We start from the raw sequence: 20,239 nt of genomic DNA, 5'->3' as shown, positions 1-20,239 counted from the left end.
CGGCCGGTCGCGACGCTGGACGTCATACCGGTCAGCCGGTAGCCCTCGATCTCTTCGGCGAGCATGCCGTAGCCCTGCGCAATGATTCCGGCGAACACTCCGGTGGCGCTGCCCCGCAACGTGGTCGGGTCGATACCGGCCCGCTCCAGCGCTTCCCACGACAGCTCCAGCAACATGCGATGCTGCGGATCGGTGGCCAGTGCCTCACTCGGTGCCACGCCGAAAAATCCCGCATCGAAACCCGCCACATCGTCGACGAATCCGCCGGCGCGCGCGTAGCACTTGTGCGGTGCATCAGGGTCGTCGTCGAACAGCCCGGCCAGATCCCAGCCGCGGTCGGACGGGAACTCCGACATCACATCGCGCTCGTCGGCGACCATGTCCCACAGACTGTCCGGTGAGTCGACCCCGCCCGGGAATCGGCACGACATACCGACGATCGCGATCGGCTCGCCGGAGCGTTCGAGCAGCGCCCGGTTCTTGCTCTTCAGGCGCTCGACCTGGACCAGAGCTTTCCGCAACGCCTCGGTTGCATGCTGAAGTTGGTCAGCCATGTCGTTACCCCTCGCCTAACGTCGGTCGTCGCTCAATCCGGAATGCGGCCCTGGATGAGGAGCAGAGTCACTCGCCGTGCGGCTGACGTCGAACCTGCTCTTCGACCGGCAAACATCGTCGGCGGGCGCCGACTCGCCCACCCCATCCCTGGCCTGGCTCCGCAACTGATTCCGGCGTTGCCCAGCGATCCATGGCGAGACTGTACCCGCCACCAGTCAGCCGAGGCTAAAGCCCGGTCAGCGCCATCCGTCGGCGGCCTCGGCGGCGCGCATCAGGGTCGCGCACAGCTCCCGCAGTTCCGGCGCCCCCGCACCTTCGTCTAGTGCGGTAGCGACGTCTTCCGCTGCGCATCGCACCTGGTAGACGCGGTCGGAGAGGTCAGCGGCCTCCTCCGCAGACAGCACCACCGCATCAGCGGGCAACGACGCACCCTTGACACCGTTAATGGAGGCTCGCTGCTCGTAGGCGCGTTGCCGGCACGACTGCCTGCAGTACTGGCGGCGACGCCCCATCCCGCTGTCGGCGACGTCGCGGCCACACCAACGGCATGGCTGCGGGCGGACGCGGCGTGTCACGGGGCCGACTTTAGTCGGGGTGCCGTCCGAATCCCGGTATCATGGACGGTTGGGTCGCACGCGTACCGGCGACGACCTTGGGAACCAAGCCGCCCGCTGCGACGTTGTTTAGGGCGCTAGGTGCTAAGAAGACTTTAAGAGGAGAGCTGACCAATGGCTGATCGCGTCCTGAGAGGCAGTCGCCTTGGAGCCGTAAGCTACGAGACCGACCGCAATCACGACTTGGCTCCGCGCCAGGTTGCGCGTTACCGCACCGAAAACGGCGAAGAGTTCGACGTTCCGTTCGCCGACGATGCCGAGATCCCGGGCACCTGGTTGTGCCGCAACGGGATGGAAGGCACCTTGATCGAAGGTGACCTCCCTGAGCCGAAAAAGGTGAAGCCGCCCCGCACCCACTGGGACATGCTGCTGGAGCGACGCTCGGTCGACGAGCTCGAGGAACTGCTCAAAGAGCGTCTCGACTTGATCAGAACGCGCCGTCGCGGCAACTGATTCACGGTCCCGGAGCTCGTTCAGCGGTTGATGGGTGCCTGACGCCTGCGGTGTAGACGTCCGTCGATGCCCCACTGCGCGACTTTCACCACTGCCTCGCGGATATTGGATCCGCTCATTTTGGATACGCCGAGCTCACGCTCGGTGAACGTGATCGGGACCTCTGCGACGACGAACCCGTTGGTGATGGCGCGCCAGGTCAGGTCGATCTGGAAGCAGTAGCCCTTCGAATCGACGTGGTCGAGGTCGATTTTCTGCAGAACATCGCGACGGTAGGCCCGGTAACCGGCGGTGATGTCGTGGATGCCGATGCCCAGGGCCAGCCGCGCGTAGGTGTTGGCCGTCCAGGACAGCGCCCAGCGCCGCCACGGCCAGTTCTGCACGTTGCCGCCCTCGACGTAGCGCGAGCCGATGACCAGGTCGGCGCCGGCGTCGACGGCCTCGAGCAGTAAGTGCAGCTGCTCGGGCGCGTGACTGCCGTCGGCGTCCATCTCGACGAGCGTGGTGTATTGCCGGCTCAGCCCCCAGGCGAATCCGGCCAGGTAGGCCGCGCCCAAACCGTCCTTGACGGTGCGGTGCATGACGTGGATCCGGTCGGGATTCGCCGACGCGTGCTCCTCGGCCAGCTGTCCCGTGCCGTCCGGGCTGTTGTCGTCGACGACCAGCACGTGCACGTCGGGCAGTGCCATGTGCAGTCGCTGCAGAATGAGCGGAAGGTTCTCCCGCTCGTTGTAGGTGGGGATGATCACCAGGGTGCGCAGGCTGGGACGATCGCCCGCAACCCGCGACACCGGATCGCCGGTGGTCATATATCTCCTTTGTCTGGCCCTTGCCGGGCTGGATCTCGGCCGTCCTCGTCGAGTTCGGCGTCGGCTGACACGTCGTCGCCGTCGGCTACCACGTCGTCGTCGGGCGGGTCGTCGTCGGATTTCTCCGACCCGGGGCCGAAGCGCTTCCCCAGCGCTGACAGGCGCCGGTTCAGATCCGCGAACCATCCATTGTGCAGCATCGCAGCAAACAGAATCGCCAGCGCGGCGACGACCAGACTCCCCTGCACGATCGGGCCCCACCGAGCGGCCGGCGTCAGCGTGGTCTTGAGCCGGACCTGGCTGTCCAGGTAGCCGGGCGTGAAGAACCGTGTCCGCTGCAACTCGCGGCCGTCGGGGGTGACCAGTGCCGAGATCCCGACGTTGCTGGACACCAGGGTGTAGCGATCCAGCTCCACCGCACGCAGCTTGGAAAACGCCAACTGCTGCTCGCTCATCGTCTGGTTGAAGTTGGCGTTGTTGGCGGGCACCGCGAGCAGTTGAGCGCCATTGCGGACCGAGTGCTGCAGGGCTCGATCGAAAATGACTTCCCAGCAGGTCGCAATCCCGATCGGGGTCCCGGCGGCGTGCACCACCCCGGAGCCTTTACCGGGGACGATGTAGCCGGCCAAGTCGGCGAGGTTGGTCAGATGCCGGAAGAACCCGCGCCAGGGCAGGTATTCGCCGAATGGCTGCACGATGCGCTTGTCGTGACGCTCTCCGGGTCCGCCATTGGGGCTCCACACGATGACGGTGTTGGTTTCGGCCGGTGCGTCACCGGGCCGGCCGGCGATGTCGAGCACCGTGCCGACCAGGATCGGCGCCTTGATCGCCTCGACTGCCACCGAAATCTCCTGCGCTGCTTCCGGATCGAGCAGCGGGTCGATCTCCGACGCGTCCTCGGGCCAGACGACGAAGTCGGGTTGCGGTGCGCGACCTGCGCGCACGTCGTCGGCCAGCTTGCGCGTCTCGCGGACGTCGTTGCCCAGCACCGCAAGACGCTGAGCGTTGAACTCCAGGCCCAGCCGAGGCACATTGCCCTGCACCACAGCAGCCGTCACGACGGGTTCGTTGCCGGATCCGGTGCCGGAGTGGCGCACCTGCGGCCAAACGGCAGCCGCGACGAAGAACACCAGGCAGATGCAGAACGCCGGCAACACGACCGCGGGCGGTGCGTCGGCTGCCTCGTCGTTCGCTCCGGCGTGCCGACGGGATGCCAACCACCACGACACCGCCCCCATCGCGAAAGCGGCGGCGCTGCAACCGGTCAGCACGATTGCCAACGAGAGCAGCGGCACACCGCCCAGCCGGACCAGCGGCAAGAACGGGCCGGACGTCTGACCGGCGGCCACCACGCCCCACGGGAAGCCGCCGAACGGAATGGTCGACTTCAACCACTCCTGCGCCGCCCACAGCACCGCGAACCAGATCGGCCATCCGGGCAGCCGCCGCACCACGACAGCCCCCAGACCGAAGATCCCCGGGAACACCGCGCACAGCAGCACCAGCGCCACCAGCGGCATGGCGCCGACGAGGATGCTGATCCACCGGATCAGCGGCAGGTAGAACGCCAAGCCGAACAGGAAGCCGTAACCGAACCCGCCGACCGGTGTGGTGGCCGGGCGGGTCAGCACCCAGGCCAGCACCGCGAACGCGATGACGGCGGCCCACCACCAGTTGAACCGCGGATAGCTCGCGCAGAGCAGCAAGCCGGCAAGAATCGCGGCACCCAGCCGGGTCAACCGCGGCCGTAGCCATCTGCCTGCTTGTGGCACTCGAATCCGCGTTTCACGGACCAGCCAGGCCATCAGAACTGCGCTCAGGTACACCAAGCGTTGCCACACGTACTTGCCGACACGGACAGCCTGACCACGCAACTCCGCAAGCCGGTCATTGCCGACGACAGACGGCTCGGCGTCCTGCGACTCGAGATCGGCGACGTCGGCGTCATCGCCGTCGTCCTCGACGTCGCGGATCGCCGGGATCACCCCGGTGACCTCGGCATCTGCCGCCGCGGCGGGGACGGGAATTTGACCGGTGTAGTCGTCGTCTTTGACGGCCGGGAAGACGTCGGTGTCTTCAGCGGGCCGAACTCGGCGATCGAACCGGCCGCGACCTCTAACCATGAATCACTGCGCCTCGGTGCACGGTCTGCCGACATCGCGGCAACGAGTCGTTCGGGCCGAGCCGCGGCAGCACCGGCACCCGCGACCGCGGATCGGTGGACCACCGCCGCACGGCGTCACTCGGCACACTTACGTCGAGCGCGTCGACGTCCCACACGGCGTAGGAAGCGGGCGCGCCCGGCACCAGGCTGCCGATCAGCTCGTCACGGGCACCGCCGGCTCGCCAGCCACCGCGGGTAGCGGCGGCGAATGCCGCGCGTGCGGAGATCGAGCTATCCGGCGTCTGGTGGTTGACGGCCGCGCGGACCGTCGCCCAAGGGTCGAGGCCAGTCACCGGGGCGTCGGATCCGAACGCGAGGGCCACGCCTTGGGATGCTAGCAGCGCAAACGGGTTCAGACGCCGCGCTCGATCGATCCCGAGACGACGGGCATACATGCCGGCGTGACCGCCCCACAGCGCGTCGAAATTGGGTTGCATGCTGGCCATTACCCCCCACGCGCCGAGCTTGGCCGCCTGGTCGGCGGTCACCATCTCCAGGTGCTCCAACCGGTGGCCACAGCGTGCCACCGCGGGCACGCCGAGGTCGTCGACGATCTGTTCCAGAGCCGCGACGACGGCGGACACCGCGGCATCGCCGATGACGTGGAATCCGGCCGTCACGCCGGCCTCGGTGCACGCTCGCAAGTGCGCGGCGACGGTCTCGGCATCCACGTAGCGGGCGCCACATTCGCCGTCGGCATCGTCGTATGGCTCATGCAGCCAGGCCGTCCGCGACCCCAGGGCGCCGTCCACGAACAGATCGCCGGCCAGCCCGGCCGCGCCGGTGTCGTCGAGCACCGCCCGCGCCTGAGCCGGGCTGGTGACCGCCTCACCCCAGTAACCGATCACCTCGACGCCGTGGGCGCGCAGCGCCCGCAGTTCGAGCCAGTCCTCCAGCCCGCCGATCTGCGGGCCGGCGCATTCGTGCGCGGCGACGATCCCTTGCGCGGCAAGGGCGTCCAGCGCGGCCAGCCGCGCGTCGGCTCGCTGACCACTAGTCAGCAGACCACGCGCGGCGGAGCGGACCGCATGGTGGGCGTCGCCGACCAGCGGTCGCTGTTCGTCGAAACCGGACGCCGACGCCAGCCCTTCGACGCGCCGCCGCAGACCGCTCGACGCCTGCGCCGAGTGGACGTCGACGCGCGCCAGGTAGGCCGGCCGATCGCCGAGCACCGCATCGAGTTCTGCGGTGGTTGGCGCCGCGGCCTGCGGCCACGACGACTCGTCCCATCCGTGACCCCACAACGGCTGGCCGGGGTGCGCCGCAGCGTAGTCGGCGATCAGTTGCAGGCAGTGCGATCGCGATGTCGATGCCCGCAGGTCCAGACCGGTGAGCGTCAGCCCGGTGGCGGTGATGTGGATGTGGCTGTCCACGAAAGCCGGCGCGACGAAGCCACCTTCGAGATCGATGACGTCCGCGCCGGCGAACTCTTGTCGAGCAACGTCGTCGCTGCCCAGCCACACCACGGCACCGTCGCGCACCGCCATCGCGGAGGCGTCGGGATGGGTCGGGCTGTGCACCCGGCCGTTGACCAGCAGAGTGGTCGAGACCTTAGTCACGCCGCAAAACCTACGGGGTCGGTGGAGGGATTACTCAGGCCGCGGCGGCAGAGCCGGCGGGTTTACAAACTCGGTGACGTCTTCGACATCTAAGACCTCGCCGTCGATGTAGTCGGGCCGCGGTCGGCGGTCGAATCGGTCGGCCCCGACGGTCGCGACAGTGATCAGCGGGAACCGCCGACCCATGCCGCGGACGGCCATCGCCGTCAGCGCGGGGCGTGCCACAGCGCGAGTCGGCGGCAACAACAGCAGCAGGCCCGCGGCGCTGGTCACCAGACCCGGCACCACCATCAGGAGCGTTCCCACTGCGACCGCCGTGGTGTCGGCGGCCAGTCGCGGCTGGTCGGCGCTCAACCCGGAGCGCAGCCGCGCGAGCTGGACTTTGAGTTGCGAACCGGCCAGCGCCAGCCCCGCAGCGAACGCGGCCAACAGCAGCAACAGAGTCCACCCGAGCCCGATCGTCGACGCCAGCGCCACCACCACGGCGAGCTCGGCGATCACGTAGACCAGAAACAGTCTCGACACCATGAGATGGCAACGTCGCGGACGGTCACCTGAGTTCCGCGGACCGTCGTCGCACGGTTAGATGGCCTCGTGACGACAATCGAGATCGACACCCCGACCGGCCAAATCGACGCGCTTCTCGACCTACCCCAAGGCCAAGGTCCGTGGCCCGGCGTGGTGATCATTCATGACGCGATCGGCTACGGGCCGGACAAAGAATCGATCAACCGCCAGGTCGCAGCGGGGGGATATGTCGCGCTGACCCCTAACCTGTACGCCCGAGGCGGCTTCGCGCGGTGTGTCACCAAGGTGATGCGCCAGCTCCTCACCAAGCAGGGGCAGGCGCTCGACGACTTGCTGGCCGCCCGCGATCACCTCAAAGCACTGCCGGACTGCACCGGGCGGATCGGCATCGCCGGGTTCTGCATGGGCGGACAGTTCGCACTTGTCATGTCGCCCAAGGGTTTTGATGCTTCTGCGCCGTTTTACGGCGTGCCGCTCCCCCGCGAGCTCAGCGAAACGCTGGACGGGGCATGCCCGATCGTCGCCAGCTTCGGCGGCCGGGACCTGACCGGCAGAGGGGCGCCGGAGAAGCTTCAGCGGGTCCTCGACGACAAAGGCATTACCAACGACATCAAGTCCTATCCGAACGTCGGGCACAGCTTCGCCAACAAACTTCCCGCCCAACCGCTGCTGCGCATCGCCGGATTCGGCTACAACCAGGAAGCCACCGAGGATGCGTGGACGCGCGTCTTCGCGTTCTTCGGCGAACACCTGCACAGCTGATTCAGGCTGGGCGTACCTCAAGGCCGACGTTGTTCTTCATCCCGCCACGCAGCTTGCTGAACAGGTTGAACACCTTGCCCACGATGCCGTACTCGCGCCCGATCGCGTCGTAGACGAGACCGGTCTGCGACGCGTCCAGGATGGCCGCGGTCGCGTCGATGGCCGCGCTTTTCGGGTGTCCCTGCATGTCGCATATCGCCAGCGTGACGCGCGGCGTATTGCGAATCCGCTTGACCTTCCACGACTTTCCCTGGGTGATCATCAGCAGGCGATCACCGTCGTTGGCCGCCCAGATTGGGGTGGGCTTGGGCCGCCCGTCTTTGGTGAAGGTGGTGAGTAGGACGTACTGCGCTTTGGCGACGTCTGCAAAGGTCGGGGCCACCGGGCCAGTCTAACCAGGGCTTCTTGTCGGAGGCCCCAAGTCCACCGAACGTATATTCGATAGACTTGTGCCGTCGCCCGGATCGGTCGCCCGGTTGGACGCCGACCGCGCTACTGGCACGTAGTTGGGTGGTGGGCGACTGCCCGAATCGGATAACACGATGAGGCTCAGGCCATATCAGACGAATCGCCCTGAAGGGAGTAGTTTCCGCTTAGACCTTCCCCTGAGTGCCCACCGCCAGCGGGGCACACCCCAAATCTGCCTCGTACTGCATTCCCGGCGTACCAAAGACCGCAACACTTATTGCAGTACCGCCACTCATCTTGCAGCTCAACTGCCATCTTGACCTCCCTTAATTGGCTCCCGGCTGCCGATTACATCTTTTTGGGATTTCGCCTCGCAACAATGCGGTCCGCTCAGCGGACCACGGCGGGCCGGGATGGGAGGACGACGGATCCTTCTAACACCTTGTGAGGGCACCAAGCAACTGCCCGTGCAAATTATTCATTATGGATAATTTGCCAAACCCATTGGGCAAGAGGGGGATTCACTTAAAAAAACTTGAGTCGTAGTTGGCACGCGGCCTGGTCAGATTCTCGACAACATGCCTTTTAAAGCGTACTTCGGCCAGTCGCAACCATCATCTGATCAAGACGTTTTGGGGCTGGCGCGATCAGCAGCTCCCCGACGGCACGCTGATCCGGACTGCGCCATCCGGCCATACCTGACGTCACTACCCAGGGCAGCGCCTTGCTGTTCCCCCAATTTGGCACGCCCACTGGGACACTCGACCCCATACCGCACCAGCGCACCACAGCGACCACACCGCGATGATGCCTAAACGGCGCCCCACGCGCGCCCAGAACCACGCCCGTTACGTCACCGACGAACGTCGACAAAACCGATTACTGCGCCAAGCGCGGCGAGCGGCCATAGCCGGCCGCGAACCGCCCGGCGACTACGCACCACCACCCTTTTGAGCGCTGACTGAAAACCTTAGAAAGCCTCTTTCATCGTCGACGCCATCGCCACGTGCCCCTCGAAGTCCAGCGATGTGGCCATGGCGCTGTAGCGATCGGCGAAATCGCGGTAGGCCGCGTCGTCTCCTCGGGCCCGCGCCAGCAGCGCCCGCAGCCGCAGCAACGCTACGTCGTACAGCACGAATCCGGTCTCGACGGGCACGGCTGCGAGCTGTTCGATAGCGGCTTGCGCTTCGGCCTTGTCGGCGTTGGTGCCACGCTCCAGCAGGGTTTCGACCAGGGCCGTGACGACGCCTCCGAGATGAATGATGTCGCCGATTGCGAATTCGTGGTCTACGACGATCCGAAGGATCTCGATACCGCTATCGGGATCGCCACTGCGTGCTTTTTCCTTTGCCATTTCCAAATCGATCAGCGGCAACCGGCACAGTAGGAACCGCTTCTCCAACAACGCATCACGGGCCACAGCGAGCTGCCGGAACCCATCGCTGCGCTGCGGACCCTCAGATTGAGCCAAGACGAGGCCGTGTAGCAGTCGAGCAGCCGTCAGCGCGTAATCGTCGCCGCGCTGTTCGGCTTGTCTCAGCGTTTCTGCGGTTGCCTCTAGCATCGAGTTGTCGAATCGCAGCAGCCCATTCAGTATCCCCAACATGTACATGTAGAGGAACTCGATGACGGCACGCCCGCCGGGGTTGATCTCGCGGCACATCGCCGCCGACCGCTCGATCTCGCGCTTCCAGCCAGCCTGACCCAAAGTCGCGTGCCCGGCGGCCCGGGCCATCAGCGTCAATACCAGCGGCGTTTCGATGATGAGGTCGCCCATATGGGGGTCATCACCGGCCAGATCAACCAGGCGCTGTGCCAGCCGCAGGCCCTCGTTGATCTCTCCTAGGCTGAATTTTGCACTTAAAACCGTCCACAGCAGCCCGACGGTCAATGTTGGGTCACCGATTGACTCCAACAACGGTTCCAGTTCGACAGCCAATTGGGACGCCTCGCGATAGCGCTCGTTGTCAGCAAGAGCGTTGATTTGTCCGGCCATCCCGGTGGCGAGTGACACTTTGTCACCGGCCGCGGTCGCCATCTGGCGGAGCTCGTCGAACCCGGTGTCGGCGACGTTGCCCCCGGCGCGCCAGGCCGTTGCACACAGCCGCGTCCGTGGCGCGATGCGCATTGCGGTGCGGTCGGGATCATCTGCGGGCAGCCGGTCGGCAATCTGTCGTGCTCGCTGCCAGCTGATCCAGGCCAAGCCGATATCGCGGTACGCCCGCGACCACGTGCCCGCACGCATGTGCCATCCGAACGCTTCATGCAGATCACCGGCGGACTCCAGATGCTCGGCGATCAGGGGCCCATTTTCGTCATTCTGCTCAATGATCGCCGCCAGCCGCCGGTGCAGGTCGGCGCGGTCCGATCTGAGCTGTGATTCGTATGCCACCGTGCGAATCAGCGGATGCCGGAAGGCATATCCGGCGCGCGGCGTGAACGTCACCTGATCGATGAGTTCGGCCTCGATGAGGGTCGTCATGTCCGTGTTGTCGACGAGGCGGCCGAGCAGTTCGTCTTCGAATCTCAGCCCGATCACCGAGGCCGCGTTCACCATGCGTTTGGCGAAGGGGTCGAGCCGGTCGATACGCGCAGCGATCGCTGCCTGCACGCTCGCCGGCACCTGCAGTTCGGCGACCTCGTTCGGGCACACGTATGCGCCCCGGTCGCCGGAGAGCACGCCACGGTCGGCGAGATCATGGACGATCTGCTCCGCGAAAAACGGGTTGCCGGAAGCTCTTTCGCTGATTTGGTCAGCGAGTCCGGCAACCGAAGGGTGCGATCCGAGCAATTCGCCGATCAACGTAGCGGCCTGTGAATGATCCAGCGGTGCAAGCGCGATCGTCTGTGCGCCCGGCGCTTGGCTGAGCGCACCGCGGTATTCGGGGCGGTAGGTGGCCAGCACCAGTGAGCGCGTCTGGGGCACCACCACTAGGAAATCAGCCAGCATCGACTCGCTGGCCGGGTCGATCCAGTGCGCATCCTCGATGACATACACCCGCGGCGTCGACCGGGCCAGCGCGGCCGTGTTCATCAGCGCGGTCAACCGTCGCCGCCGAGCATCAGGCGCGATATTCGGCACGTCTGCCGCGGGATCGTGGATGCCGAGCAAGTCGTCGAGAAGCACAAGATCCGCAGCATCCGCATTCGGCAATTGGATCCGCACCCGCGTCCGCGCGTCCTCATCGTCGACATCGACTATTCCCAGGATCGCCCGCAAGAGCCTCGTCACGGCGTGGAAGGCGATTTCGCTGGTATGCGACTCGCAATAAGTCGAAAAGACTTCTACGCCAACACTGTCCGCAATAGAGACCGTTTCGGCCACGATGCGGCTCTTGCCAATACCCGGCGGGCCGACGACACCTGCCACGCAGCCATGTCCACCGATCGACCGATCCAGCATCGCCTTCAGCGCTTCCAGTTCCCAACCGCGGCCGACCAAAGTCAACGCATGCGGACCGATCCGCTCCGGTACTGAGGCCAACGCCACCAGACTGCGAGCCGGCACCGGGTTGGCGGCACCCTTGATCTGCACCAGCTCAGGTTCGCCGAGTACTGCCCTGGCCCCGAGAAGCCGTGCGGTGGACTCGCTCAGCATCACACCGCCCGGCGCCGCCACCGACTCCATGCGCTGCGCCATGCCGACGTGAGTTCCCACCGCGGTGTAGCCGAGTGCGCCGGAACCGATCTCGCCGGCGATCACTTCGCCCGAGTTCAACCCGATCCGCAGCTGCAGCTTGACAGCGTCCCGACTGTCGACTTCGACCGCGAGGCGCTTGGCTTCCTCCTGAATACCGAGCGCCGCCAGGCATGCGCGGAAAGCATGGTCCTCCAGAGCTACTGGTGCGCCAAACAGCGCCATGACGCCATCGCCGGTGAACTTATCGACGGTCCCGCCATAACGCTTGACCACAACCGACGCGCGATCGACCAGCTGCGCCATGATCTCCCGCAACCGCTCCGCACCGACCGCGGCGGCGATATCCATCGAATGCACGACGTCGGCAAACAGCACAGTTGCCTGTTTGTATTCTGCGGCCGTAGCCGATGCCGCCAGTGGTGATCCGCACTCGTCGCAGAACTTGGCGTTGACCCGCATCGCAGTGCCGCACGCTGCGCACTCGCTCACGGGTCTATCGTGGCATCGCCAGCGCGGGCGCAGTGGCTCTTCGTAATTCAGCGCGGCATCCGGCGCCAGATGAATTGCGGAAGTAGCCGCATCACCGCCGCCGCGGGCCCCAACGCCCACGGAATCCACACCATCCGGCGGCCCTTGGCCAGCGCACGCGCGGTCGCCGCGCCCACCTGCGCGGGCGTGCTGGACAGCGGCGCCGGTGTCATACCCTCCGTCATCCGGCCGATGACGAAACCGGGCCGCACGATCAGCAGCCGCACGCCGGTGCCGTGCAGCGCGTCCGCCAGCCCGCTGGCAAACCCGTCCAGGCCCGCTTTCGCCGAGCCATACACATAATTGGCCCGGCGCACGCGCGCACCGGCGATCGAGGAGAACACCACCAACGTTCCCCGGTCCGCCTGCCGCATCGCGGCGGCCAGATGAGTGAGCAGGCTGACCTGCGCGACGTAGTCGGTGTGCACGACGGCCACCGCGTGCGCGGCGTCGACCTCGGCGCGGCCCTGGTCGCCGAGGATTCCGAAGGCCAGCACCGCGGTGTCGATCGGGCCGTGTTCGGCAATGATCGACGCCACCAAGCGGCCGTGCGATTCGACGTCGTCAGCGTCGAATTCGCGGGTGGACACCGCCGCAGCACCGGCGGCGAGTATCGCCGCGGTCTGTTCGCCGAGCCGGTCGGCGTTGCGCGCCGCCAGCACGACGGACGCACCGGGAGCGAGTCGTACCGCGAGTTCGGCGCCGATTTCGCTGCGGCCGCCGAGAATCAGCACCGTATGCGCGCCCGTGTCATCCACGGCTGCGATTATCACCTGCGCTAGCGTGAGCGGTAATGGCGAACTCCACGGCCCGGCTGACCAACGACGCGCTGGCGTTTCTGACCGAGCGCCATCTCGCGATGCTGACCACGCTGCGCACCGACAATTCGCCCCATGTGGTGGCGGTGGGCTTTACCTTCGACCCCAAGACCCACATCGCCCGGGTAATCACGACCGGTGGCTCGCAAAAGGCGGTCAACGCCGAGCGCGGTGGGGTCGCCGTGCTCAGTCAGGTCGACGGCGCCCGCTGGTTATCACTGGAAGGTCAGGCCAGCGTCAACAGTGAGTCCGACGCGGTGCGTGACGCGGAGCTGCGCTACGCCCAGCGTTACCGCACGCCGCGAGAGAACCCACGACGGGTTGTCATCGAGGTGCATGTCGAGCGGGTCCTGGGGTCCTCGGACCTGTTGGCCCGCAAAGCCGACTAACCCGCTAGACCAGCGTCGCGCCGGGCGCGCGAATCACCAACGGCACCGCCGGGAAATACGCCGCCATCTCCGGTCGGGATTTGGCCAGCGCTGCCGTGCCGTAGCCCCGATGCCGGTAGTCCGGGTGAATCCAGATGCGGACGTGCACTTCGTGCCCCTCGAGCTCGCCGAACACCATGCCGACCTTCTCGTCACCATCGACCGCGACGAACCAAGCGGCCTCTTCGGCGTCGAATCGATCCTGCGCCGAACGGATTTCGTCGTCCAGGCCACCGGCCGGGGCGCCGGAGCCGTCACCCTTGGCGCCGACCTCGTCGGTGCGGGCGGCGAAGATATCGCGATCGGAGCTGCCGGAAAACGCGCGAAGCGCCAAGGTTTCACCCGCGCTGGCCGGCCGGTCTTTGAAGGTGAAGCTCAAGATGTTGTTCAGATCCTCGAGCTCGGCGACGATCTTTTTGCGCGAATCTTTGGTCAGCTGATCGAACGACATGCCGATCACCGCTTCGGCTCCCAACCGCGAGGTGTCCAGCAGATCGACGATGCCGTCGACCGCCGACGGCCGATCGTCGGCCTTGACGATCAGGTCGAGCACTTCATGACGGCGTTCCAGCGCGTTCATCAGCGCATTGGTGATCTCTCGGCGGGCAGCGGCGCGGTCGTGATCGGTCATCGCACGAGCCTAATACTCCGGCAGGGTTCAGCGCCCGCCTTGACGAGACCTAAACGGGCACCACGATGAGTTCGTGCGGACGGTGGTTGACCGGCTGGGGGCCGTCCTCGGCCACCACCACGATGTCCTCGATTCGGGCGCCCCACTGACCCGGGAAGTAGATCCCCGGTTCCACGGAGAACGCCATGCCCGCCCGCAGCGGCAGATCGTTACCGGCGACGATGTAGGGCTCCTCGTGCACCGACAGTCCGATGCCATGGCCGGTGCGGTGCACGAAGTAATCGGCGAGCCCGGCTTCGGCCAGCACGTCGCGGGCGGCGGCATCGATCTGCTCGGCGGTCACGCCGGGGCGCACAGCCTCGACCGCCGCGCGTTGCGCTTGCTGCAGCACTGAATACTGTTGTGCAACTTCAGGACTGGGCTCACCGATGCTGTAGGTGCGGGTCGAGTCGGAGTTGTAGCCGGGCTCGTAGGCGCCGCCGATATCGACGACGACGATGTCGCCGGCCCGAATTTCGCGATCCGAGTATTCGTGGTGCGGGTCCGCGCCATGCGGACCGGAGCCGACGATGACGAACGCGACCTCTGAATGCCCCTCGGCGACAATCGCTTCGGCGATATCAGCGGCCACGTCGGCCTCGGTCCGGCCGGGCACCAGGAATTCCGGCACCCGGGCATGCACCCGGTCGATCGCCGCGCCCGCCTTGCGCAGCGCGTCGACCTCGGCAGCGTCCTTGACCATCCGCAGTTCCCGCAACACATCGGTGGCCAACACCGGCAGCACGCCAAGGACGTCGGCCAGCGGCAACAGGTGCAGCGCGGGCATCGAATCGGTGACCGCGGTGGCCGCCGGAGCGCCACCCAGCGCGGTGCCGACCAGCTGGTAGGGGTCGTCGCCGTCGACCCAATCCCGCACTAGCAGGCCGAGATCGGTCACCGCGGACTGCTTCAGCGACGCCAACTCCAGCCGTGGCACCACGATGGCCGGGTCACCGGAGACCGGTAGCACCAGCGCGGTGAGGCGCTCGAAAGTCTGCGCGCGCGAGCCGATCAGATACCGCAGGTCGTAACCCGGGGTGATCACCAGACCGGCCAGACCCGCCGTAGCGGTGGCGGCGGTCGCTGCCGCCACCCGGCGGCGATAAACCTCTGCGTCGAAGCGGTCAGAACCCATGACAGTCAGGCTAACTGTGCGGCTGGCAGGATGACGGGCATGTCCGCCCCGCTGCTGCTGCTCGACGGCGCCAGCATGTGGTTTCGATCCTTCTTCGGCGTCCCCGCCTCGATCACGTCGCCCGACGGCCGGCCGGTCAACGCGGTCCGCGGCTTCGTGGACTCGGTGGCCACGGTGATCACCCGACACCAGCCCGGCCGGTTGGTGGTCTGTCTGGACCTGGACTGGCGTCCGCAATTCCGGGTCGATCGCATCCCGTCGTACAAGGCCCATCGGGTCGAAGAGGAGAACCCCGCCGGGCAGACCGATGTCGAGGAGGTTCCCGACGATTTGTCGCCGCAGGTCGAGATGATCGCCGAGCTCCTCGACGCGTTCGGCATCTGTACCGGCGGCGCCGAGGGGTTCGAGGCCGACGACGTGATCGGCACACTAGCCGCCCAGGAGCGCCGCGACCCGGTCGTCGTCGTCAGCGGCGACCGCGACTTGCTGCAGGTGGTCCGCGACGAGCCCGTCGAGATACGGGTGCTCTACCTTGGGCGCGGCCTGACCAACGCGACCCTGATGGGGCCCGACGAGGTCGCCGAGCGCTACGGCGTGCCGGCCGATCGGGCCGGCGAAGGCTACGCCGAGCTGGCGCTGCTGCGCGGCGACCCGTCCGACGGGTTGCCGGGCGTACCCGGTGTCGGCGAGAAGACCGCGGCCACCCTGTTGGCGCAGCACGGCTCACTGGCAGCAATCCTGGCCGCCGTCGACGACCCCAAATCGTCACTGGCCAAAGGCGTTCGGGCCAAGCTGCGGGCGGCCACCGACTACATCGACGTCGCCGGACCGGTCGTGCGGGTGGCCACCGATGCGCCGGTCGTGTTCTCGACGGTCACCGACGGCTTGCCGCTGGTGGCGGCCGACCCGGCGCGGGTCGCCGAACTCGCGACCCAACTGGGCGTCGGGTCATCGATCGGGCGGCTGCAGAAGGCGCTCGACGCGCTGCCGTGAGACGGCGTTACTTGGGCCGGCCCACCTCGTAGGTGCCCTTGTTGTCCTGGAAGGTCGCCGTCACCGAACGCTTGGTGCCGTCGATGCTGACGTCGCAGTCGAAGCTGGCGCCCTTTTTGACGGTGGGGTTCTGACCGTTGTTGCACTTGACGTCTTTCACGTTCTTCGCGCCGTAGCCGTTGGTGCTGTCGCTCAGGATCTGTTGCACGCCGGCATTGGCTTTGCTGACGTCGAGCTTGGTGGTCACGAAGAACCCCGGCGCCCAGAAGCCCAGCACCAAGATCACCGCGACGGCGACGGCGGCGATCACACCGACCACCGAGCCGACCATCGTCTTCGAGCGCTTCGGCCCGGCCGGCGGCTGGCCGTAGGCACCCGGGTACTGGCCGTACTGGCCCGGTTGGGGGTACTGGCCGGGTTGCCCGTACTGACCCGGCTGACCGTATTGAGCAGGCTGACCGTACTGGCCCGGCTGGGGCTGGCCGTATTGACCCGGCTGCTGCGGGTAAGCCGCGGTCTGGCCGCCGTACTGGTCCTGCTGCGGGTAGCCCTGCGGATAGGACTGCGAAGGTGGGTAGTACGACGTGGGCGGCTGCTGGTACTGCCCGTATTCAGTGGGCGTGTACGCGGGCGCCTGCCAGGTCTGGTGCTCTCCACCGGCCGCCTGCCAGCCCTGGTCGCCGGAGGACTGCTGCCACGGTGACGCGTGCTGGGTGTGGTCCTCGCCGGCTTGCTGACCTTCCCCCTGCGTCGGCTGCCACGGCTGCGTCGGGTCGGGTCCCTGCGGTCCGCTCATCGTGTGTCAGTCCTCTCAGTGCTGCGTGCAGTACTCGCGCCGGTCGTCGTGTGCAACCGTAGCTTCGGCACAGCCTACCCGGCGTCAACTGCTACGACGCCGCGCCGAATCGCATCGATCGCGCGTTTCGCGGTGACCCGCAGCTCCGGCTGCGGCGCGGCATTGCGGACCTGGTCCAGCAGGTCAAGCACCTGCCGGCACCAGCGCACGAAATCCCCCGGCGACAGGGGCGAGCCGTTGCCCTCGTTATCGGAGGCCGCCAGCGCGGTGACGAGGTCGCCACTGCTGGCCCAGCGGTAGATAGCGGCGACGAACCCGTCGTCGGGCTCGCGGCTCAGCGTGATGCGATGGCGATGCTCGTCGGCGCGCAGGTCCGCGGACAGCCGCCGCGTGCGAGTCAGCGCTTGCCGTAACTGCGCCGTCGGCACCTGCTCGTTGCGCGGCGCCCCGGGGCCGTCCCCGCCGCGCGTTTCGTAGAGCACCGCCGAAAGCACGGCAGCCAACTCCGCATCCTTGAGTCCCGTCCATGCATCACTGCGCAGACATTCGGCGACCAGAAGATCGCTCTCGCTGTAGATCCGGGCCAGCAGCCGGCCGTCGTCGGTCACCGTGGGAACGCCGTCGGTGGGCTCGATGAAGCCGCGCTCGGTGAGCAGTCCCACGATCCGGTCGAAGGTGCGGGCCAGCGAGGTGGCGGCGGCGGCGACCTTCTTCTGCAGCGCGGCGTTCTCGCGTTCCATCCGCAGGTAGCGCTCGGCGACCCGGACCCGGGTTTCCCGGTCAGCTTCGCGGTGCACTGGGTGACGACGCATCTTTTCCCGTAGCGCCGCGAGCTCGGGGTCGGCATCGCGGCTCTCGGTGCGCTTGCCTCGACGCTCGCCGGTGGTCGACAAACCGGCGGCCGCCGAACGCAGCGCCGACGCCAAGTCGCGACGGACCCGGGGTTGCCGGTGTTCGACCCGTTTGGGCAATGTCATCGACCCGACCGGCGCCGACTCGCCGGAATAGTCCGATGAGGAAATCCTTCCGGCCCAACGGTTTTCGGTCAACACCAACGGTCGCGGGTCGGTGCTGTCGCGGGCCGCCTCCAACACGACGGCAAGTCCGCCGCGTCGGCCGTGGGTGATCGTGATGATGTCGCCGCGCCGCAGCCCGGCCAGCGCGTCGTTGACCGCCTGGCGACGTTGCAGACGCGACGCGCGGGCCTGAGCACGCTCCTGCTGACTGATCTGCTCGCGCAACCGGGCATATTCGAGAACCGGAGCATCGTGTCCACCGAGCTCGGCGGCGGCCTCGTCGAGCATCTGCTGGCCGCGTTCCACCCCGCGAACCAGGCTCACCACCGAGCGGTCGGCCTGGTATTGCGCGAACGACTGCTCCAGCAGTCGATGGGCCTGCTCTGGGCCCACGCGGTTCACCAGGTTGATCGTCATGTTGTACGACGGGGCGAACGAGCTGCGCAGCGGGAAGGTGCGGGTGGAGGCCAGGCCGGCGACCTCGGCCGGTTCGCTGGTGTCTTCGCCGGGATTCCACAGCACCACGGCGTGGCCCTCGACGTCGATGCCGCGCCGACCGGCCCGCCCGGTGAGCTGGGTGTACTCCCCGGGTGTCAGCGGGAGATGTTGCTCACCGTTGAACTTCACCAATCGTTCGAGCACCACGGTGCGGGCGGGCATGTTGATGCCGAGTGCCAGTGTCTCGGTGGCGAACACGGCCCGGATCAGCCCGGCAGTGAACAACTCCTCGACGGTGTGCCGGAACACCGGCAGCAACCCGGCGTGGTGGGCGGCGATGCCGCGCAGCAGCGCCTCGCGCCACTCGTAGTAACCGAGCACATCGAGGTCGGCGTCGTCGAGGTCGCCGCAGCGGTGGTCGATCACCTCGGCGATCTTGGCCCGGTCCTCTTCGGTGGTCAGCCGCAGTGACGAGCGCAGGCACTGGCCCACCGCGGCGTCGCAGCCGACCCGGGAGAACACGAAGGTGATCGCCGGCAGCAGGCCGTCGGCATCCAGCATGCGGATCACCTCAGGCCGCGGCGGCGGCCGGTAGAAACCCGACCGGCCCGGGCGTCCCGATCCTCCCCGACCGCCTTGGCGTCGCGGGGCATGCCAGTCCGTCAGCCGATCGGCCTCACGGCGATGGGCGATGTGGCGCAACAGGTTCGGGTCGACGATCGACTGTTGCCGCTCCCCCGGCTCGTGCGCGGCGTAATCGAACAGATCGAAAAGTCGCTTTCCGACCAGCATGTGCTGCCACAGCGGAACGGGCCGGTGGTCGTCGACCACCACCGAGGTATCGCCGCGGACGGTCTGGATCCAGCCGCCGAATTCTTCGGCGTTACTCACCGTCGCCGACAGGCTGACCAAGCGCACGTCGTCGGGCAGATGCAGGATGACTTCCTCCCACACCGCACCGCGCATCCGGTCGGCCAGGAAATGCACCTCGTCCATTACCACATACGAAAGTCCACGCAGCGCAGGCGAATCCGCGTACAGCATGTTGCGCAGCACCTCGGTGGTCATCACCACGACCGGGGCGTCAGCATTGACTGACATGTCGCCGGTGAGCAGACCGATCTGATCCTTGCCGTAACGCGCTACGAAATCGTTGTGTTTCTGGTTGCTCAGCGCCTTCAACGGCGTGGTGTAGAAACATTTCCCGCCCGACGCCAGCGCCAAGTGCACCGCGAATTCGCCGACGACGGTCTTGCCGGCGCCGGTCGGTGCGCACACCAGAACACCGTGGCCGCTCTCCAGCGCCGCACACGCCCGGCGCTGAAAGCCGTCGAGCTCAAACTCCAGTTCCGCAGTGAACCGCGCTAATTCCCCCGCGGCGGGCGCGTCAGGTGATGTCGTCATGAGGTCCGGCGATGCTCGACGGCGCGCCGACCGCAGAGGGCGGGTCGATGACCGAGGCTTCGTCGTCGTCGAGGGCGGTCAGCGCTTCCCGTCTGGCTTTGCGTTTGTCGTGCACGCGGGCGATCTGGATGGCCAGCTCGAGCAGCAGCGTCAGCGCCAGCCCCAGCGCCGTCATCGAGAACGGATCGGAACCGGGCGTGAAAACAGCGGCGAACACAAACATCGCAAAGATCAGGCCGCGCCGCCACGACCGCAGTCGCGCGTAGGTCAGGACGCCGACGAAGTTGAGCATCACGACCAGCAGCGGGAATTCGAAGCTGACGCCGAACACCAGCAGCAGGTTGATCAGGAACCCGAAATACCGGTCGCCGGACAGCGCGGTCACCTGCACGTCGCTGCCGACCGTCAGCAGAAAGTGCAGCGCTTTGGCCAGCACCAGGTACGCCAGCACCGCGCCGGTGACGAACAGCAACGCGGCCGGCACGACGAATGCGACGGCGAAGCGCCGTTCCTTCTTGTAC

At 66.9% G+C, this 20,239-nt stretch carries 18 protein-coding genes; 4 read left to right on the top strand and 14 right to left on the bottom strand.

Features of this window, described 5'->3' with window-relative positions; genetic code table 11:
- Together VN856_RS16110 and VN856_RS16105 are read right to left on the bottom strand one after the other, a co-directional pair.
- A partial coding sequence (locus VN856_RS16110; RefSeq protein WP_325690745.1) for a polyketide synthase occupies positions 1-554 on the bottom strand: 554 nt, incomplete at its 3' end.
- A 237-nt stretch (positions 555-791) separates the two neighbouring features.
- Entirely contained in the window at positions 792-1,130 is a 339-nt protein-coding gene (locus VN856_RS16105; protein ID WP_325690743.1) for a hypothetical protein, read from the bottom strand.
- Between the two features lie 153 nt (positions 1,131-1,283).
- Here VN856_RS16105 and VN856_RS16100 point away from each other — a divergent pair, with 153 nt between their 5' ends.
- A complete protein-coding gene (locus VN856_RS16100) occupies positions 1,284-1,622 on the top strand; it encodes an RNA polymerase-binding protein RbpA (protein ID WP_325690741.1) in 339 nt (112 codons plus the stop codon).
- A 20-nt stretch (positions 1,623-1,642) separates the two neighbouring features.
- On the opposite strand, the gene VN856_RS16095 is transcribed toward VN856_RS16100, so the two are convergent.
- The 4 genes from VN856_RS16095 to VN856_RS16080 form a co-directional block, all read right to left on the bottom strand.
- A complete protein-coding gene (locus tag VN856_RS16095; RefSeq protein ID WP_325690739.1) occupies positions 1,643-2,431 on the bottom strand; it encodes a polyprenol monophosphomannose synthase in 789 nt (262 codons plus the stop codon).
- Positions 2,428-4,554, bottom strand: coding sequence for an apolipoprotein N-acyltransferase (lnt, locus tag VN856_RS16090; RefSeq protein ID WP_414686973.1), 2,127 nt, complete (start codon positions 4,552-4,554; stop codon positions 2,428-2,430). The genes VN856_RS16095 and lnt overlap by 4 nt, the downstream gene beginning before the upstream one ends.
- Positions 4,547-6,082, bottom strand: coding sequence for an amidohydrolase (locus tag VN856_RS16085; RefSeq protein ID WP_414686974.1), 1,536 nt, complete (start codon positions 6,080-6,082; stop codon positions 4,547-4,549). Before VN856_RS16085 ends, lnt begins: the two co-directional genes overlap by 8 nt.
- A gap of 102 nt (positions 6,083-6,184) precedes the next feature.
- The gene (locus tag VN856_RS16080; protein WP_325690735.1) at positions 6,185-6,682 is read right to left on the bottom strand and encodes an FxsA family protein; all 498 of its coding nucleotides are present in this window, start codon (positions 6,680-6,682) and stop codon (positions 6,185-6,187) included.
- A gap of 66 nt (positions 6,683-6,748) precedes the next feature.
- Here VN856_RS16080 and VN856_RS16075 point away from each other — a divergent pair, with 66 nt between their 5' ends.
- Positions 6,749-7,444: a dienelactone hydrolase family protein gene (locus tag VN856_RS16075; RefSeq protein WP_325690733.1), complete on the top strand. Its 696-nt coding sequence runs from the start codon at positions 6,749-6,751 to the stop codon at positions 7,442-7,444.
- A 1-nt stretch (position 7,445) separates the two neighbouring features.
- On the opposite strand, the gene VN856_RS16070 is transcribed toward VN856_RS16075, so the two are convergent.
- The 3 genes from VN856_RS16070 to VN856_RS16055 all read right to left on the bottom strand — a co-directional run bounded on the left by VN856_RS16070 (position 7,446) and on the right by VN856_RS16055 (position 12,778).
- On the bottom strand, positions 7,446-7,826 hold the full coding sequence (locus VN856_RS16070) for a PPOX class F420-dependent oxidoreductase (protein WP_325690731.1): 381 nt from the start codon (positions 7,824-7,826) through the stop codon (positions 7,446-7,448).
- 996 nt (positions 7,827-8,822) lie between these two features.
- The gene (locus tag VN856_RS16060; RefSeq protein ID WP_325690729.1) at positions 8,823-11,981 is read right to left on the bottom strand and encodes an adenylate/guanylate cyclase domain-containing protein; all 3,159 of its coding nucleotides are present in this window, start codon (positions 11,979-11,981) and stop codon (positions 8,823-8,825) included.
- Between the two features lie 47 nt (positions 11,982-12,028).
- Positions 12,029-12,778: an SDR family NAD(P)-dependent oxidoreductase gene (locus tag VN856_RS16055; RefSeq protein WP_325690727.1), complete on the bottom strand. Its 750-nt coding sequence runs from the start codon at positions 12,776-12,778 to the stop codon at positions 12,029-12,031.
- Between the two features lie 35 nt (positions 12,779-12,813).
- On the opposite strand from VN856_RS16055, the gene VN856_RS16050 reads away from it, so the two are divergent.
- Complete coding sequence (locus VN856_RS16050; RefSeq protein ID WP_325690725.1) at positions 12,814-13,227, top strand: F420-dependent biliverdin reductase; 414 nt, start codon at positions 12,814-12,816, stop codon at positions 13,225-13,227.
- 4 nt (positions 13,228-13,231) lie between these two features.
- Here VN856_RS16050 and VN856_RS16045 read toward each other — a convergent pair whose 3' ends face one another.
- Entirely contained in the window at positions 13,232-13,897 is a 666-nt protein-coding gene (locus tag VN856_RS16045; protein WP_325690723.1) for a GNAT family N-acetyltransferase, read from the bottom strand.
- Between the two features lie 49 nt (positions 13,898-13,946).
- Entirely contained in the window at positions 13,947-15,071 is a 1,125-nt protein-coding gene (locus VN856_RS16040) for a Xaa-Pro peptidase family protein (RefSeq protein WP_325690721.1), read from the bottom strand.
- A 39-nt stretch (positions 15,072-15,110) separates the two neighbouring features.
- Between VN856_RS16040 and VN856_RS16035 the strand changes: the two genes are divergently transcribed.
- Positions 15,111-16,064 (top strand): 5'-3' exonuclease, encoded by a 954-nt coding sequence (locus VN856_RS16035; protein ID WP_325690719.1) that lies wholly within the window; start codon positions 15,111-15,113, stop codon positions 16,062-16,064.
- Between the two features lie 7 nt (positions 16,065-16,071).
- On the opposite strand, the gene VN856_RS16030 is transcribed toward VN856_RS16035, so the two are convergent.
- The 3 genes from VN856_RS16030 to tatC all read right to left on the bottom strand — a co-directional run.
- Entirely contained in the window at positions 16,072-16,860 is a 789-nt protein-coding gene (locus VN856_RS16030) for a DUF4333 domain-containing protein (RefSeq protein WP_325690717.1), read from the bottom strand.
- A 74-nt stretch (positions 16,861-16,934) separates the two neighbouring features.
- Complete coding sequence (locus VN856_RS16025) at positions 16,935-19,718, bottom strand: RNA helicase (RefSeq protein WP_325690715.1); 2,784 nt, start codon at positions 19,716-19,718, stop codon at positions 16,935-16,937.
- Positions 19,702-20,239, bottom strand: a 538-nt coding sequence (gene tatC / locus VN856_RS16020) for a twin-arginine translocase subunit TatC (protein WP_325690713.1), incomplete at its 5' end; no start/stop codon positions are given. The genes tatC and VN856_RS16025, both read right to left, overlap by 17 nt.

This window comes from Mycobacterium sp. (assembly GCF_035603715.1).
Lineage (GTDB): Bacteria > Actinomycetota > Actinomycetes > Mycobacteriales > Mycobacteriaceae > Mycobacterium.
The sequence above is the reverse complement of the archived record's forward strand: the minus strand, read 5'-3'. Positions and strand labels throughout refer to the sequence as shown.

Coding starts and splice junctions, on each gene's coding strand:
- VN856_RS16045 (WP_325690723.1), bottom strand. CDS start 13,897: ATGACCGATCACGACCGCGCCGCTGCCCGCCGAGAGATCACCAATGCG.
- lnt (WP_414686973.1), bottom strand. CDS start 4,554: ATGGTTAGAGGTCGCGGCCGGTTCGATCGCCGAGTTCGGCCCGCTGAA.
- VN856_RS16080 (WP_325690735.1), bottom strand. CDS start 6,682: ATGGTGTCGAGACTGTTTCTGGTCTACGTGATCGCCGAGCTCGCCGTG.
- VN856_RS16040 (WP_325690721.1), bottom strand. CDS start 15,071: ATGGGTTCTGACCGCTTCGACGCAGAGGTTTATCGCCGCCGGGTGGCG.
- VN856_RS16030 (WP_325690717.1), bottom strand. CDS start 16,860: ATGAGCGGACCGCAGGGACCCGACCCGACGCAGCCGTGGCAGCCGACG.
- VN856_RS16035 (WP_325690719.1), top strand. CDS start 15,111: ATGTCCGCCCCGCTGCTGCTGCTCGACGGCGCCAGCATGTGGTTTCGA.
- VN856_RS16085 (WP_414686974.1), bottom strand. CDS start 6,082: ATGGCGGTGCGCGACGGTGCCGTGGTGTGGCTGGGCAGCGACGACGTT.
- VN856_RS16025 (WP_325690715.1), bottom strand. CDS start 19,718: ATGACGACATCACCTGACGCGCCCGCCGCGGGGGAATTAGCGCGGTTC.
- VN856_RS16095 (WP_325690739.1), bottom strand. CDS start 2,431: ATGACCACCGGCGATCCGGTGTCGCGGGTTGCGGGCGATCGTCCCAGC.
- VN856_RS16050 (WP_325690725.1), top strand. CDS start 12,814: ATGGCGAACTCCACGGCCCGGCTGACCAACGACGCGCTGGCGTTTCTG.
- VN856_RS16100 (WP_325690741.1), top strand. CDS start 1,284: ATGGCTGATCGCGTCCTGAGAGGCAGTCGCCTTGGAGCCGTAAGCTAC.